At 45.3% G+C, this 15,503-nt stretch carries 12 protein-coding genes and 1 tRNA gene; 5 read left to right on the top strand and 8 right to left on the bottom strand.

Going from position 1 to position 15,503, the window contains the following annotated elements; translation table 11 throughout:
- Positions 1 to 103: 103 nt before the first annotated feature.
- Complete coding sequence (locus tag ACE1CM_RS16590) at positions 104 to 1,012, top strand: DUF1338 domain-containing protein (RefSeq protein WP_374878612.1); 909 nt, start codon at positions 104 to 106, stop codon at positions 1,010 to 1,012.
- 584 nt (positions 1,013 to 1,596) lie between these two features.
- On the opposite strand, the gene ACE1CM_RS16585 is transcribed toward ACE1CM_RS16590, so the two are convergent.
- From ACE1CM_RS16585 to sfsA, 3 genes are all read right to left on the bottom strand, one after another.
- Positions 1,597 to 2,151 (bottom strand): iron-containing redox enzyme family protein, encoded by a 555-nt coding sequence (locus ACE1CM_RS16585; protein WP_374878632.1) that lies wholly within the window; start codon positions 2,149 to 2,151, stop codon positions 1,597 to 1,599.
- Positions 2,152 to 2,862: 711 nt separating this feature from the next.
- A complete protein-coding gene (locus ACE1CM_RS16580) occupies positions 2,863 to 3,339 on the bottom strand; it encodes an ATP-binding protein (RefSeq protein ID WP_374878611.1) in 477 nt (158 codons plus the stop codon).
- Positions 3,333 to 4,103, bottom strand: a complete 771-nt coding sequence (gene sfsA / locus ACE1CM_RS16575; RefSeq protein WP_374878631.1) for a DNA/RNA nuclease SfsA — start codon at positions 4,101 to 4,103, stop codon at positions 3,333 to 3,335. The genes ACE1CM_RS16580 and sfsA overlap by 7 nt, the downstream gene beginning before the upstream one ends.
- 45 nt (positions 4,104 to 4,148) lie before the next feature.
- Between sfsA and murJ the strand changes: the two genes are divergently transcribed.
- Positions 4,149 to 5,798 (top strand): murein biosynthesis integral membrane protein MurJ, encoded by a 1,650-nt coding sequence (gene murJ / locus ACE1CM_RS16570; RefSeq protein WP_374878610.1) that lies wholly within the window; start codon positions 4,149 to 4,151, stop codon positions 5,796 to 5,798.
- A gap of 158 nt (positions 5,799 to 5,956) precedes the next feature.
- The gene (locus ACE1CM_RS16565) at positions 5,957 to 6,397 is read left to right on the top strand and encodes a bis(5'-nucleosyl)-tetraphosphatase (RefSeq protein ID WP_374878609.1); all 441 of its coding nucleotides are present in this window, start codon (positions 5,957 to 5,959) and stop codon (positions 6,395 to 6,397) included.
- A gap of 228 nt (positions 6,398 to 6,625) precedes the next feature.
- Here ACE1CM_RS16565 and ACE1CM_RS16560 read toward each other — a convergent pair whose 3' ends face one another.
- From ACE1CM_RS16560 to ACE1CM_RS16550, 3 genes are all read right to left on the bottom strand, one after another.
- Positions 6,626 to 6,934, bottom strand: a complete 309-nt coding sequence (locus ACE1CM_RS16560) for a DUF3181 family protein (protein ID WP_374878608.1) — start codon at positions 6,932 to 6,934, stop codon at positions 6,626 to 6,628.
- A 98-nt stretch (positions 6,935 to 7,032) separates the two neighbouring features.
- Positions 7,033 to 7,308 carry a 2TM domain-containing protein gene (locus ACE1CM_RS16555; protein WP_374878607.1) on the bottom strand — a complete coding sequence of 92 codons (276 nt, stop codon included), beginning with the start codon at positions 7,306 to 7,308 and terminating at the stop codon, positions 7,033 to 7,035.
- Between the two features lie 80 nt (positions 7,309 to 7,388).
- Entirely contained in the window at positions 7,389 to 8,789 is a 1,401-nt protein-coding gene (locus ACE1CM_RS16550) for an AAA-like domain-containing protein (RefSeq protein WP_374878606.1), read from the bottom strand.
- Between the two features lie 711 nt (positions 8,790 to 9,500).
- Between ACE1CM_RS16550 and ACE1CM_RS16545 the strand changes: the two genes are divergently transcribed.
- A complete protein-coding gene (locus tag ACE1CM_RS16545) occupies positions 9,501 to 13,649 on the top strand; it encodes a transporter substrate-binding protein (protein WP_374878605.1) in 4,149 nt (1,382 codons plus the stop codon).
- Between the two features lie 41 nt (positions 13,650 to 13,690).
- Here the strand turns inward: ACE1CM_RS16545 and ACE1CM_RS16540 are convergent, their stop codons facing one another.
- Positions 13,691 to 14,020 (bottom strand): HetP family heterocyst commitment protein, encoded by a 330-nt coding sequence (locus ACE1CM_RS16540; protein WP_374878604.1) that lies wholly within the window; start codon positions 14,018 to 14,020, stop codon positions 13,691 to 13,693.
- 699 nt (positions 14,021 to 14,719) lie between these two features.
- Positions 14,720 to 15,214, bottom strand: coding sequence for a cyclic pyranopterin monophosphate synthase MoaC (moaC, locus tag ACE1CM_RS16535; protein WP_374878603.1), 495 nt, complete (start codon positions 15,212 to 15,214; stop codon positions 14,720 to 14,722).
- Positions 15,215 to 15,251: 37 nt separating this feature from the next.
- On the opposite strand from moaC, the gene ACE1CM_RS16530 reads away from it, so the two are divergent.
- A tRNA-Arg gene (locus ACE1CM_RS16530) sits at positions 15,252 to 15,325 on the top strand.
- Positions 15,326 to 15,503: the final 178 nt, after the last annotated feature.

Here is a 15,503-nt window from a genome sequence, read left to right as displayed (position 1 = left end):
CGCGTTTATTTAAAAGGAGGGTGATGAAAGCGGATTTGATATCACCAATTACCAATTACCAATTACCAATCACCCATTACCCATTACCCATTACCCATTACCTATGACCAATTACCAAATTGCTCAAAAACTCTGGCATAAACTCTGGGAAAATTACATTTCCAGAGTCAATTACGCCCAAGTTTACCAAAAAATGATAACCGCAGCGGGTGGTACCGTCGCCAACGACCACATCGCCTTTCGTTCTTTGCGCCTAACAGTCGAACAAAACAATCTGGGAATCGAACATCTGGCGCCAATTGCCGCCGCATTAGGTTACGCACCAGCAGGGGAATACTATTTTCCCTCTTCCCATCTTTATGCGCGTCACTATCGCCATCCAAAACAAGACGAATTCGACTTGCCCAAATTGTTTATTAGCGAACTAATTGTAGATGAATTACCAGATGAAATTGCCAACCTGATTTCTCAAACAGTCGTGTCGGGTTTATCCATCCATTCGCCAACATTTCCCAGCCATATCGATTCCTTATCTGGATTACAAATTGACCAATTTGTCAAGCAAATTTCAACAATATTTACTCGCCCTTGGCAACCTCCCCGGAAATCTACTGTAGAAACAGTAAATAACGTAACTCAGTATGGAGCCTGGGTACTGCTGCACGGATACGCCGTCAATCACTTTACCGGGTATGTTAATCGCCAGAATACTCTCGAGTATCCAGATATCGAAAGTACTGCTAGCGGCTTATCCCAGCGAGGCGTGCCGATGAAAGCCCAGATTGAAGGCAGTCCTTGCAGCGGTTTAAGGCAGACGGCAACCCATGCTGTGAAAGAAATGGTTACGGTGCTAGATGATACTAGCGATGAGTTAATAAATATCCCTTGGACTTATGCTTATTATGAGATTGCCGAACGTAATTTGATTGAAATCGATGGGGGTGAAAAGGTGCTTTTTGAGGGATTTCTTGATGCTCAAGCGAAGAATTTGTTTGAAATGACGCGGAAATAATGTCAGGACTTAGGCGCTTGCTTCCCGGTTTCTACGAAAAATCGTTGGTTTGGGAATCATATGATGTCCGGTCGATTACCCATAATCAAAAGCCGGGACACGGCACGATCAAAGTTATCTGTTTGTCCGAGATATCTATGATGCCGTGTCCCTACGCAACCACGGGGTAAGGTTTTTTTATTCTGGGCAATTCAACGGACATGATATCAGAGATTAACGAAGAAACCGGGTTTCTGGCATCGTCTTGCGTAAGCCCTAGATCGCCACCATAATTCTAGGAATATAATCAGAGCAGCAGCAAGAGTACTCAGATGTCCTGTGTCGCTGTATAAGTTTTCCAAAGTTGGGGGGGATTACCGAGTTCTTATGCAAGAGCGATCTCGCAGAATTACTGCCATTTTTCGATGTTCCCTTGGGCTAGAAAAGCTTGACCCATCAACCTCAACTCTTTGACAATATTTTTGCGGGTTTTTATCGGTTCCCCTACCTGTAGGCAATCCTGGGCTAGCCTCAGCTTCTCCTTTCCAAGGAGAGACTAGACCCTGCATAAACTTTACATTTCTTTAGAGACAGCCTCTAATATTTTAACTTTCTGGTACATTAGCCCAAAAATCCCGCCAAATGTCTTTAGCTTTATGATAACCTTTTAAGACTAAATCAGGTTTAATTCTCTCAGATTTAATTAATTCTTCTACAGCCATTCTCACTAATTTCTTATGAGCAATATCAACCCCACCCGTATGAATATCCCAGAATTCCCAGTCAATATTATTAGCAATGATATAGGGATGAGTAACAATAGCTTTTCTAAATATATCTAAGTACACCTGACAGATACATTCAACTCCAACCCCTTCCAACCCTATTACAAAATCAATACTCTCATTCATTAACATTAAATGCATGTACTTAAAAATATCGTTATTAGCTTGATAAATCGGCTGATTAGGAATTTGCTTCACTTCAATAGATTTAAGAAAATTATCCCAAAGTACTAAATGAGATTTATTATAATCTCCATTCCCTAATTCATCATTTAATATCTCAGCAATCAAGCATTTAAATTCACTTTCAGGCAATCGATAAACTAATAAAGCTAGGTGATTCGCATGATTTTTAACTATAAAACGATACTCTATACAAACTTTTTGAAGCTCCTCTAAATTCCAATTACAAACATATTTAAAAGTCTGGTTAACCGACAGTTCTTCTCTTAATTTATCATCCTCAAAAAAAAACTGCCCAAAAATTTGAAATCTTCATGCTGTTATGGGTCAACTTAGATAAGTTTAACAATTTACTTGGTACAGGGAACAAGTAAATTATAACATATTAAAATAAAATTATCTAAAAATAGGGATTTACCCGCTCATAGCATAGGGTAAATCTCATTTTATATCAAGTCCGGTAGCATTGGACTTGCACCCCCACCGCCGGTGCCCCCTCTCCCATCAAGGGCGAGCGGGAGCAAGATACAAGTCCGATACTACCGGAGACGATATTACTTACTTTCTTTCCACTCGAAGAACAGAAGTCGTTGCTCCGGCTACGCCTACTCAATAAAACTGCGTAAAATGCCCAAAAATTTCTCAATATAATTGATAAAATACTCATCCAAATCAAATTCAATTCTTTGTTCGGTCAGTATTATGTTGTAATTATTTTCAACTTGGGACACCAAGGATTGCCCACCCTAAAAACAAATTCAATTTCTGGTCTTGTGGAGTCGGGTATTGTGGCGTGGCTTCTTGCGGAGTGGGGTCTTGTGGGGTGGGCGTCTCGCCCGCCCATTCTATCAGTGTAACTGCGACCCCTAATAATACCGCTAGATTGTCAGCTAGAAATTTTGATTAGTTGCGTTTGTACTTAACGATGAGTAGGCAATTTCTGCCATCGGCAGATCGAGAGTAAACCACATTATCTGCGATGCTTCGCATCAGAAACCAACCATAGCCACCGATGGAAAGTTTACCTGGATCGGGCGCTTTGAGTGGCGGCGGATCGAACAGTGCCCCTCGATCCCAGATGCGAATTTCCAGTCGGTCGGCCCATAGAGTTAACTCAAGGTCAATAGGCGTTTCTGGTGGTAAATCCTTATGGGCGTGGCGAACCGCGTTGGTAAAGCCTTCGTCGAGGGCTAATTTCAGCATATCGACGGCTATGTTGAGGTTCTTGCTTTCATCTGCCAGCCAGGAAAGCCGAGACAGATTCTGATGGCAGAATCGCTCAAACCATTCCACAACGTCAATCAGCCGATTTATATCAGTTTTAACACTAAGATGCTCTTGCTGTAGCATTCCTGGCTGCGCCACTACTTTATTCAGCATAAGTTAGATGCACCATTTTTGAATAATGCTGGCATAGATGGAATCAACTCTGCCTTGCCCTGGTAGCGAATACCTGCTGGCGTCACCTCAAACCGCATCGGTAAAACTTCTAAACCAGAGGCGTAAGCTTGCCTCAACAACTCCCCATAAACCGGATCGGCACTATCTCCTGGGGCAAAGTGGGTACAGTCGCCGCGATTGATCAGATACAGCATCACCGCCCTAGCAGAGGGCAGTAAAGCCATCAATTCCCGCAGGTGCTTTTGTCCCCGCGTCGTTACCGTATCCGGAAATAGCGCCACCGGACTTTTTGCCCAAGTAGTATTCTTTACTTCCAGGTAGATCGGTTTATCCGCCTCGCTGCCGGTTAAAACAAAGTCCACGCGGCTGCCTTTATCGACACCGTAGCCCACTTCCCCCCGAATTTGGCTGTAGTTCCCCAACTGGGGAAACAATCGTTTCTCCAATGCCAGTTTTATTATTTGGTTTGGCAAAGCTGTATTAATGCCTACCCAGGTTGGTTCTGTGTCGGTCACCTGAATCATTTCCCAAGTGTAGGCGAGTTTGCGCTTGGGATTGTCGCTCAAAGACACTTGTACTAAACTACCAGGAGTGGAAACCCCCGTCATCGGCCCAGTATTCGGGCAGTGGGCGGTAATCACTTCTCCCGTCGCCAGTTCGATATCGGCGAAAAATCGCTTATAGCGTTTAACCAACACGCCGGGATAAAGAGTTGGGTATCGATAGATAAAATCAGCCGTCATCGCGCTTAAATTATTGAGAGGCACTAATCGAGTTTGTAACTGTACGTGACTGAAATCAAGAAATCCTCTCGTTCGCTGGCTGTAATTGCTGGGATTGTCGCATTTGGCACATTGATCAGCAAAATCTTTGGTTTGGTGCGCCAGCAAGCGATCGCTGCCGCGTTTGGTGTGGGTGCAGCTGCCAACGCCTATAGCTACGCCTATATTCTCCCCGGTTTTTTACTGGTCTTGCTGGGAGGCATTAACGGACCATTCCACAGCGCCATTGTCAGCGTTTTGGCAAAGCGGGATAAAAAAGAAGCCGCCCCAATCGTGGAAACGATGACCACCTTTATCACCTGCGTCCTGCTGTTGGTGACGATCGGTTTGATTATTTTTGCAGAACCGCTGACCAATATCGTCGCGCCTGGGCTAAATCAAACTCAGGGACTTAGCGCGTCAGAGGTGCAGACGCTGATGCAGACGAAAGAGATAGCGATCGCTCAACTCCGCATTATGGCACCCATCGCCGTCCTTGCCGGACTCATCGGTATCGGATTCGCCACCCTCAACGCCGCCGATATGTATTGGCTACCCTCGATTAGTCCTTTATTTTCCAGCATTTTAGTCATCGTTGGACTCGGCGTTTTAGCCATACAATTAGGCAGCAAAATTATCGCCCCCGAATACGCCATGCTGGGGGGAATTGTCCTAGCAGTGGGAACGCTTGCCGGTGCAATTTTACAGTGGATCGTGCAGTTAATTGCCCAGTGGCGATCCGGTTTGGGAACCCTGCGCCTGCGGTTTGACTTTCAAAATCCAGGCGTCCAAGAAGTGATTAAAATTATGGCACCGGCAACCTTTTCTTCCGGGATGCTGCACATTAACGTCTACACCGATTTATTTTTCGCTTCTTACATCCAAGGAGCAGCCGCTGCGTTAAATTATGCCAGCCTTTTAGTCCAAACTCCGTTAGGAATTATTTCCAATGTCCTTTTAGTACCCCTTTTACCCGTATTTTCCCGCCTCGCCGCCCCAGAAAATTGGCCCGAACTCAAGGCGCGAATTCGTCAAGGATTAATGTTAACTGCGCTTACTATGTTACCCTTGGGCGCGATTATGATATCCCTATCGATGCCAATTGTAAGAGTCGTTTACGAACGGGGGGCATTTAATCGCCAAGCATCCGGGTTAGTCGCATCTTTATTAGTAGCTTACGGCATCGGGATGTTTTTCTATTTGGGGCGCGATGTCTTGGTAAGAGTATTTTATGCCTTGGGAGATGGAGAAACGCCATTTCGCATCAGCATCATGAATATTTTTCTTAATGGTTTGCTCGACTGGATCTTAATTCAACCTTTCGGCGCACCCGGCTTAGTTTTAGCCACAATGGGCGTCAATATTGTTTCAATGGTGTTGCTGTTGTGGAAGTTAAATCAAAAACTCAATGGTTTACCAATGCATCAGTGGTTATTACCCTTCGGTGGTTTAGTCGGCGCTAGCATTTTCACGGGTTTCGCTAGTTGGGGTACAAGTCAGGGTTTGCAACAAATTTTAGGTAGCGAAGGCTTGCTAATTCAACTGCTGGATCTCAGCATTTCTGGATTAGTTGGCTTATGCTTGTTTGGTTTCCTTGCAATTAAAATGGAGTTACCAGAAATGGATATTTTTGTCTCGCGGATACGTCAGCGCTTTGTTAAAAAGAAGGTGGGGTAATATAATTTTGGTAATGGCTAATTGCTAATTGGGTAGGCAAAAATAGGATTTAGTTGTGGCAGATAGCTATGCCAATGGGAAATTATCTGCTACAAAATCCGGCTTTTTTTAGGGTTAGATTAGTTTTAAGACAACTTGTCGGTGAGTCAATAAATAAGATGGTTGAATCCAATTCTCTTCAAGATGAATCGTTTGGCATTATCCCGATCTTTTGTCAAGGGGATACTTACTTATTCTTGCTAATTCAGCACCAGGCGGGACATTGGGGGTTTCCCAAAGGACACGCGATCGCAGGCGAGTCGCCCCTACAAGCTGCCTGTCGCGAATTGGTAGAAGAAACGGGAATTTCCGATTACACGCTGTTAGAAGGCGTTTCATTTGTAGAACATTACACCTTTACTAAGAAAGACAAAACATTTGATAAAACCGTGACTTATTTTCCCGCATTGGTAAAGTCAGACATGGTAAAATGTCAAGTGGAAGAAATTCAAAGCTATACCTGGGCCGCTCGGGAAACAGCGATCGCTCTCATCACCTACGAACCCAGCAAGCAAATTTTGCTGGAAGTCGATCGATATTTAACAACAGGTAATTGGTAATTGCTAATCGCTAATTGCTAATTGCGCTTGGCGTTGAGTAATTCCGATGCAAACGGAAACTAACACAAGAAACCCGGTTTTTGAGAAAAACCGGGTTTCTGGGCAAATTCACCTACATAACTCAAGTTGCTAGTTATCTAAAAAGAGCGGCTAATGGCTAATGCCAGGAAAAATTATATATTAGCAATTAGCAATTAGCAATTACCAATTAGCAATTAGCAACTTACGTTACATCTTGCGTTGAAATTCTTCCAAAACATCGATCAAATGTACCCGACTTTGCATCGGCAACATATCTGCTAACGGGACTTCCCGGTGTCCGCCGCCTAGCCGCACCGGGATGTCTTGCAGGATCTGCATCACCTTGTCTTCGGATAGGGAATTATCCAGCAACATGGGATACATCCGTTCGGCGAGGAGGGTGTGCAAGTGCGCTTCTCTTAAGTAGAGATGCCACTTGGCAATGTCCATATAAACGTTTTCGCCAATTTCGGCGGCGAGTGCTTCGATTGTTTCGGTGGTGTTTGTCTTAGCCATAGGAGTTATTTTGATACCCTCAATAGGAAATCTATTTCGATCCTATTCAATCAAACCAAGAGCGATCGCGCCCTCCACAATCGGCAAGAATCTTCAATCTACCCAGAGGAAGACGTATCCCCGGATGTAGTTGCAGCTGCGGAATAGTCCGCGATCGCAAAAATATACACAGCATGGGCTACCAATACGATAAACCACCCGCCCGTGACCCAAATTGCCCAAGGCCAAGAAGCTTTTTGCAAGTTGTCGAAAAACCACAACCCGGAATTAGACGCTGCAAAAATTGCTACATGGGTGGCAAAGTTCATCCGGTCGTCAAGTTTGCGGAAAGCGGGGTCGTTACGGTCGGGTTTGCGAGGCCAACGAGGAGGCATGAAATCTCTCTTGTGAATGTGAGCGTCTTAGGTACTTAGCTTATTTTACCGAGCCTGTTACATTTGCTCTAATTTCAAACTTAGTGAGAACAAGGTTGGTATAGGGGAAGATCGATTTTATTTTCCTTTTCTATCTGTTGGCGAAAATAAAGACGATACAACTCGCAGCTAACGCGAGCCAGATTTCCTTCTAGTCGGACTAACCCCATGCTTTCTAACTTATAGGCAGCGATCGCATCTAATTGTACGCTCTCATTGGCAGCGATCGCCCGTTCCAGCGCATCTGCCAATTCCCGATCTTCTCGCAGTATCGCCCAATGACCCCGCAAATGGTGACTGTAAATCCCTGCTTGGGTGGGTGCCGTTCGCAATAACTCTTCTAAAGTTACTCCTTCTGTCCTCAAGTGATAAAACGCGAGATTGATTAAATAAGGATGTCCCCCCACCATAGCCATCAGTTGTTCTGTTTCCTCCTCTGTCCAATCTAATCCATAGCGCTCTGCCAAATCCTGGAGCTGGAAGCTGGTAAACTGGGGCAGTCTCAGGGATAATCCCACATTAAACGGAGATTGGGTCAACTTTAGCTGAATATATACTTCCGTCGAGTGAACGAGTACTAATCGCAGTCTTTGCCAAGTTTCAGCTTGCTGAGCCAATTCGTGCCAAAATCGCAACATCGGTAGAAAATCTTGGGCAATCTTGGGATGCTCGAAAACTCGATTGACTTCATTCAATGATAAAACTAGGGTACCTTCGACAGACTCTAACAAATACGCCTCGAAGTAAATTTTGCAGCTGACCTTGCTGCCCATATCCTCGTCCCAATAATCATCCAATCGGGGGGAAAGCTGCAATTGTCTGCTGACATTGACGCAGAACCAGCGCAAAAATCTATCGAGGGTTGAAAAAACCGCTTCGTCTGCTTCTTGAAAATCTATCGAGACAACTTTGTAAGATTTATTCGTAGCGTCAGCCAGAATTCTACTCAGGAGCGAGCTTTTTCCCATCTTGCTGGGTGCTTTGATGCGGATGACGCATCCAGGTTTGGTAATTTCCTTGTAGGCGAGTTCTTCAATCGGCGGGCGATTGATATAAAGTGGGGAATTTAGCGGTACAGGACTACTGGGATATTCAATCTCTATATGATTGGCTAACTCTGGAGAATTACTCTCTCCCACCCAGTCTTCTAAGTATACCCGGCGTTCATCTTTGTAAGAATTTAATCCTGTTTTTTCTGAATACTGACTTAATACTAAATGTAAATTTTTTTTCGTCACTCTTGCCCCAAGAGCCGTTGAAAGATCGTTCCATAGCTGGGAACCAATTTCTTTGATGTAGGTACTTCCATACCCGGAAGCTTCTGACATCTCAGTGTAAGTTCTTCCAACCCAAGACTGGCGGAGAATTAATCGTTCAATCGGGCTGAGTTCGCGCGATAGAATAACTTGTTCCACAGTTTCCAAAGCTTTATCAATGTTCATTTTGTAACTGAGGGAGGTTGACACAGGCAATCTTCTATATGGCCTATTTTATCGTTACAGCAGTTTTATGTGACATACTTTTCCTACTTTTCCTACCTTTCCTACTTTTCCTGCTTTTTCGGTTCTCGTCGATGGTAGTACGGGCATATTCCGTAGAAGAACCCCCAAAGCAGAATTTGGGCGTGAGCGAGTGCGTCTGGTGTTAGAACAAGGCTAATGTATGGGCGATCGCAAAAGCTTTCTCAGATCTGGCACCAATGCACTGGGCGGGCACCGACGCCCACCCCACAAAAGATATATTTTTCTTGTGGCATGGGCGTCTGTTGTGGCATGGGCGTCTGTTGTGGCATGGGCGTCTGTGCCCGTCGCCCACCCCACAAAAGATATATTTTTCTTGTGGCATGGGCTAAGGGTCCCACCTGTTTTAGGTGCAATATCTCAGCTGGGCAAAAACCCTGGATTTAACCGATAAATCAACAGCGCTTTGGCGATCTTCCCTTACTAACTAATCAAAAAAACCTACTTTTCCTACTTTTTTATAGAAAGGAATGTCACAGCCTGTCGGGTTTCTGTCGCGTTATCGCGAAATTTTGATATTGATAAATAAATTTAAAGTTTGTTAACATAGATGGGCAGCGATTAAAATATGGGGGAAAAACATCTCGGCAGAAATTTGAGTTATCAATAGAAGCATAAGCTTGGGTTATAATTATGTCGTGTTTGAACCAACCTTCTGGGTCGAGAGTACGAGTTGGGATAATGCATTCCACTAGCGGCACAATGGGGCTGAGCGAGAAGCCGTTGATCGATGCAGCACTGATGGCTTGCGCTCAAATCAATCAAGCAGGCGGCGTTCTCGGTCAAGCGATCGAACCCGTTGTCGCAGATGGGAGATCCAACCCGGCAGAATTTGAACGCCAAGCTCTCTGGCTGCTGCAAGTCGAACGAGTCGCCACCGCCTTCGGCTGTTGGACTTCCGCTAGCCGCAAAGCTGTCAAACCCATATTTGAAGAATGCAACGCGCTGCTGTGGTATCCCGTACAGTATGAAGGATTGGAAACCTCGCCAAACATCTTTTATACCGGGTCTTGTCCCAATCAACAAGTCGAACCGGCGGTGACTTGGCTAGTAGAAAACAAAGGTAAGGGATTTTATCTACTCGGTTCCGACTACGTATTTCCCCGCACCGCGAACAAACTGATCGCCGCGCAACTGAAACAACTTGGGGGTCAAGTAGTGGGGGAAGAATACGTCAAGCTAGGAGAAACTAATTTTAGCGATATAATTGCCCGCATTCGCCACCTAGGCCCCGATGTTGTGTTTAATACCCTCAATGGCGATAGCAACCAATCTTTTTATCGTCAGTACCGAGAGGCTGGTATTACTGCTAGTGAAATTCCCATCCTAGCTGTCAGCGTAGCAGAAGCCGAATTACAGGAAATAGGAGATGCAGCAGTTGGTCACTACGCGAGTTGGAGTTACTTTCAAAGTATCGATACACCGGAAAATAACAGATTTGTCCAGAATTTTCGCGCTTGTTACGGCGCTCTTCGCGTCACCTCCGACCCGATTGAGGCAGCTTATAGCCAAGTTTACCTGTGGAAACAAGCAGTAGAAGCCGCCGAATCGTTTGACACGGATCGGGTGCGACAAGCAGCCAAAGGTCAAAGTTTCGCGGCTCCGGGGGGATTAATTAAAATAGAAGCGAATCACCACATTCAAAAGCACTGCCGCATCGGAAAGATTTTACCAAACAAACAATTTGAGATTGTTTATAGCAGCGAAAAAGCAATTAAACCCCTGCCTTGGATGGGGGTAGAAGAATTGAATTTTGATAAATCAGAATTGATTATTAGCCTGCTGGCTGAGGTGAGCCAAGGAATTCAGCAAAATTGGCTGATCGAGCAACAGTCGCAGGAATTGCAGCAGGTAGAGGCAGCGTTGCAAGAAAGTGCGACAAAGTTACGCAACCATAACTTAGTTTTGACCCGATTGGCCAAAAGTCCAGCCCTACATCAAGGGGATTTAAAAGCAGCTTTAAAAGAAATTACAGAAGCCAGCGCTGATAACATTGGGGTAGAAAGAGCCAGCGTGTGGTTGTTGGATGAAACGAACACTAAAATTAAGTGCCTTGATTTATTTGAGAAAAGTGCCAACCAACACAGCGAAGGTGCAGAACTAGCAGCAGTAGACTATCCGGCTTATTTTCAAGCATTGCAGCAAGATGAAGCGATCGCCGCAGACAATGCTAGTACGGATCCCAGAACGGTTGAATTTGCCCCATCTTACTTGATTCGCTTGGGCATCGTCTCGATGTTGGATATACCTATCAGGTTAAGGGGACAAACCGCGGGCGTTATCTGTTTGGAACATATAGGAGATGCGCGTCATTGGACGGCGGAAGACCAAAATTTTGCCCGCAGTCTCGCGGATTTAGTATCTTTAGCAGTTGAAGCCACCGAACGCAAACAAACAGAAGCCGCATTGCGTCAAAGTGAAGAACGCTGGCAACTGATTGTACGCGCTACGGGGGAAGGCATCTATGACTGGAATAATATCACCGGGGAAGCATTTACTTCGCCTCGTTTAACCGAAATATTGGGTTACGCAGAAGGGGAAATTGTCACAGATTACAACAGCTGGTACAAATCGCTGCATCCAGAAGATCTCGCTTTGACTGTCGCCAAGCTGCAAGCGCACCTAGAGGGAAAAACGCCGCAATACATCGCCGAGTATCGCCAACGCTGCAAAGATGGCAGTTACAAGTGGATTTTGGCGCGGGGACAAGCGCAATGGGACGAAACTGGGAAACCCGTGCGGATGGTGGGGTCACATCAGGATATCAGCGATCGCAAGCAAGCCGAAGCGCAAAACCAACTGGTGTTAAATCTAACTCAGGCAATTAACGCTGCTCCTGATTTTGATAGCGCACTGCAAGTAACTTTGCAGCGGATATGCGAAACCACAGGATGGAAATATGGCGAAGCTTGGGAACCCACCGCCGATGGGTCAGCACTGCTTTGCAGCCATTGTTGGTATTATCAATCCAAAGGGATTGACCCGACACTTGAGGATGCGATCGCCCGTTTTCGAGACTACAGCGCCGTTCTCACTGTCCTCCCAGGGGAAGGCATACCCGGACAAGTTTGGTTAAACCAACAATCCCAATGGTTGGCAGATTTAACCGCAGTGGAAGATACTTTCTCCCGATTGGAACTAGCAAAAGAAGCCAGCTTAAAAGCAGGATTTGGCGTCCCCATCTTGGCAACAGGCGACTGGGGATTAGAAACTCCAAACTGGACCCCTGCAGCTTCAGAGCAATTACCCATTACCAATTACCCATTACCAATTACCCAATCTCCAGTATTAGCCGTGTTGGTATTTTTTACCCTAGAAGCTAGTGCAGAAGATAAGCAATTGAGCGAGTTAGTCAGCGCCGTCATTGCCAAGTTGGGAACGGTGTTGCAACAGAAGAAAGTGCAAGCAGAAATGAAAGCACTGTTTGCTGCTATGACAGATTTGGTAACAGTTCGGGACTTTTGCGGACGGTGTCTCAATGTCATCCCAACCAATACGACGAATTTATATAAACCGCCAGCAGCGATGATTGGCAGAAGACTGCACGACGACCTGCCGCGCCAACAAGCCGATCTGATTCTTAAGAGTATCAAAAAGGCATTGCTGAGTCAAAAAACCGTGGCGATTGAATATTGCTTGCCAATTGGAGGAAAGGAGGTTTGGCTAGCAGAAACGATTTCTCCCCTTTCCGAGCAAACCGCGATTTTAGTGGCGCGGGATATCAGCCAACAGCAAGCTGCGCTGGGCGAACGCATATCCGCCGAGTCAGCACTGCGCCAGAAAAATGAACAATTAACCAACGCCCTCCAACAACTCAAAACCGCCCAAGAAGAACTGATTCAAGCGGAAAAAATGGCTGCCTTGGGACAACTCGTTGCCGGAATAGCCCATGAAATTAATACCCCCCTGGGAGCCATTCGTTCTTCTGTGAGAAATCTTGACCAATTCTTAGGAAAAACTTTAGAAACCTTACCCCAAATCTCCCCAGAGCGTCAGTCAGATATTTTGGCTTTAATCCAAAATTCAAATCAAGAAAAAAACTTCTCAACTAAAGAGAAGCGCCAATTTAAACGGCGCTTGCGACAGCAACTGGAAGCCGAGGAAATTGCCAATGCCGACTTGATTGCCGATACCTTAGCCGAGCTGGGCATTTTCGATAATCTGGAACAATTTTTACCTTTATTGAAAGATCCAGAAGGCGAAAATATTTTACAAACCGCCTATAAACTAGCCAGCGTCAAAGCCAGTACGCAAATCATCAACACCGCTATAGAACGTGCTTCTAGAGTCGTGTTTGCCTTGAAAACCTATGCCCGTTACGACCATTCTGGTGCAATGGTTCAGACTCAGGTAACCGAAGGAATTGAAACAGTTTTAACTCTGTATCATAACCAACTTAAACAGGGGGTTGAAGTGATTCGCAACTACAGGGAAATTCCCGCGATATTCTGCTATGGGGACGAACTCAATCAAGTCTGGACAAATCTGATTCATAATGCCATCCAAGCAATGGACAATCGAGGCACTTTAACGATTGATGTCATTCACGAAAACCAACAGGTAAAAATTGGCATCACCGATAGCGGCAAGGGAATTACAAGCGAGGTGATGCCGAAAATCTTTGAGCCATTCTTTACAACTAAACCCCCAGGAGAAGGCAGCGGCATGGGGCTAAATATCGTTCAAAAGATTGTTGAAAAACATCAGGGGAAAATTACGGTAGAAAGCCAACCAGGACACACTAAATTTACCGTTTATCTGCCGAGCGTCACCGAACAATAACCAGACAAATAAACTGGGGTTATCCACAAAATCAATTAAAATTAGTAGGGCAAAAATGAATGGTCAAAATCTAAGTAGCTAAAGCCACCTTTGGCAGAAGCACATAACCTGTCGCCCTCCTCTATATAGTCCAGATCCTCTATTTTGGTGCGATGTTTGCTGGGTTGACAACCAGTGCGGTTTTCTTTAATCAAGCGATTGCAAGTACGGTAGGGGAGGTAGTTTTGGGGATCGTGCCCAACAAAGCGTAACATTAAAAAACAAGCCCAAGAATACTTACCTGCCAGGATCGCTTCCATCACCTGCTCTAATTGGTCATTGGTGAGCATACTTCCGAGTTGTTTTTCAGAATCAAGAGTGCGAGCGCTCATTGTCTTCCTCCACAAATATTATCTTTTAATCTTTGTTAATTTCTCCAGTCTGGCTAGTCAGTATATCTAGCCCTTCTCTTGCCAACTTGTGCATCCACCCAGGTTATCTCTGACTCGACAACCTTGTTTTTGCTCTGGCTCTTTCATGATTCTTACTTAAATTCCCCATATATTTTATAAAATTTCTGCAAAGTTCCCCATAGTATTCTGTAAAGTTTGGATGAAGATTTCGCTTTTTTTTATACATATAGTATTTTTTTCTATCTTTCCTAATTTTTTACAAAAACTTAATCTTTTCCCCAGGTACTTTTCCTACTTTTCCTACTTTTCCTACCAAGGTCGGAGCATAAACAATTGTGTTAATATACTAAGACGTGTTAAACAAACAGGGAAAGCGAAAGAGAGGGAGAGCAAGCTCAATTTGAAAACCGGGAAATTACTGAAGCTGGCAAATATACCAAAGTAAGAAAATATACTGAAGTATGGGCAGATTCCCGGTTTCTCGGAAAAATCGTGGGTTTGGGGGGGAAAAATCCGGCAGGACTTACGCAAGGGCGTTGCCAGAAACAAAGGTGAGACCGTCGTTCGCGAAGCGTCGGGTATGCATATCTCTGGTTGCCAAACCAAGGATTTTTCGGATCGCCCTTTGTTTCTTTGGGTAAGTCCTGACAGTGAAAAATCCCCGCTCTCGCTCTCGATTCAAATGGCGCTATAATCCCCTGATTTCCCCCCCGTTTTGCTGACCAAGCGAATTGCTTCAATCTGCATCGACTTTTCCAACGCTTTCGCCATATCGTAAAGCGTCAGCGCCGCTACCGAAACCGCCGTCAGAGCTTCCATTTCCACCCCCGTTTCGGCTTTGGTTTTAACTTCTGCCTGAATTTGATATCCCGGCAGTTGGGGATCTGCGACGATTTGAACTTCAACCTTTTGCAAAGGCAAGGGATGGCACAGGGGAATTAACTGGGATGTCTGCTTGGCTGCCATAATTCCAGCTAACCTTGCCGTTCCCAGCACATCGCCCTTGGGGGCATTCCCTGCTTCAATTGCGGCCAAGGTTGCCGGTAACATCCGCACCTGACCTGCTGCCACAGCAATCCGCAACGTGGGCTGTTTGGCTGAAACGTCCACCATGCGGGCTTCCCCGCTTGAGTCTAGGTGGGTTAAGGAAGAATTTTGAGAAAAATTTTGCATGATTCGGAAAAGGTGTGTTATGATAAGTTTCTGGCAAGGGCTTGTAGCTTAGTGGATTAGAGCGTGTGGCTACGGACCACAAGGTCGGGGGTTCGAGTCCCTCCAAGCCCGTCCAAATAATATTAGACTGTAGAGGCGACTTTCAGCCTTTAGCTAGACAGCCGGGAATCCCCACACCATACCTGATAAGGTTGGTGTGGGATGAGAGGCGTGTGAACGGACGATTCCACCCGTGAGAGAATTAATGGCGTAGCCGTTAAAAGCGATGGGGTGGATGAGGACGTGAACA

The sequence above is a fragment of the Microseira sp. BLCC-F43 genome, from assembly GCF_041929235.1.
Taxonomy (GTDB): Bacteria; Cyanobacteriota; Cyanobacteriia; order Cyanobacteriales; family Aerosakkonemataceae; genus Microseira.
Note: the sequence above shows the minus strand (reverse complement) of the source record. Positions and strands in the feature narration are given on the sequence as shown.

Bases quoted from the DNA above. Each gene is read 5' to 3' on its own strand.
- ACE1CM_RS16540 (WP_374878604.1), bottom strand. From the start codon at position 14,020: ATGAGCGCTCGCACTCTTGATTCTGAAAAACAACTCGGAAGTATGCTC.
- sfsA (WP_374878631.1), bottom strand. From the start codon at position 4,103: ATGACGGCTGATTTTATCTATCGATACCCAACTCTTTATCCCGGCGTG.
- ACE1CM_RS16565 (WP_374878609.1), top strand. From the start codon at position 5,957: ATGGTTGAATCCAATTCTCTTCAAGATGAATCGTTTGGCATTATCCCG.
- ACE1CM_RS16555 (WP_374878607.1), bottom strand. From the start codon at position 7,308: ATGCCTCCTCGTTGGCCTCGCAAACCCGACCGTAACGACCCCGCTTTC.
- ACE1CM_RS16550 (WP_374878606.1), bottom strand. From the start codon at position 8,789: ATGAACATTGATAAAGCTTTGGAAACTGTGGAACAAGTTATTCTATCG.
- moaC (WP_374878603.1), bottom strand. From the start codon at position 15,214: ATGCAAAATTTTTCTCAAAATTCTTCCTTAACCCACCTAGACTCAAGC.
- ACE1CM_RS16590 (WP_374878612.1), top strand. From the start codon at position 104: ATGACCAATTACCAAATTGCTCAAAAACTCTGGCATAAACTCTGGGAA.
- ACE1CM_RS16545 (WP_374878605.1), top strand. From the start codon at position 9,501: ATGTCGTGTTTGAACCAACCTTCTGGGTCGAGAGTACGAGTTGGGATA.
- ACE1CM_RS16560 (WP_374878608.1), bottom strand. From the start codon at position 6,934: ATGGCTAAGACAAACACCACCGAAACAATCGAAGCACTCGCCGCCGAA.
- ACE1CM_RS16580 (WP_374878611.1), bottom strand. From the start codon at position 3,339: ATGCTGAATAAAGTAGTGGCGCAGCCAGGAATGCTACAGCAAGAGCAT.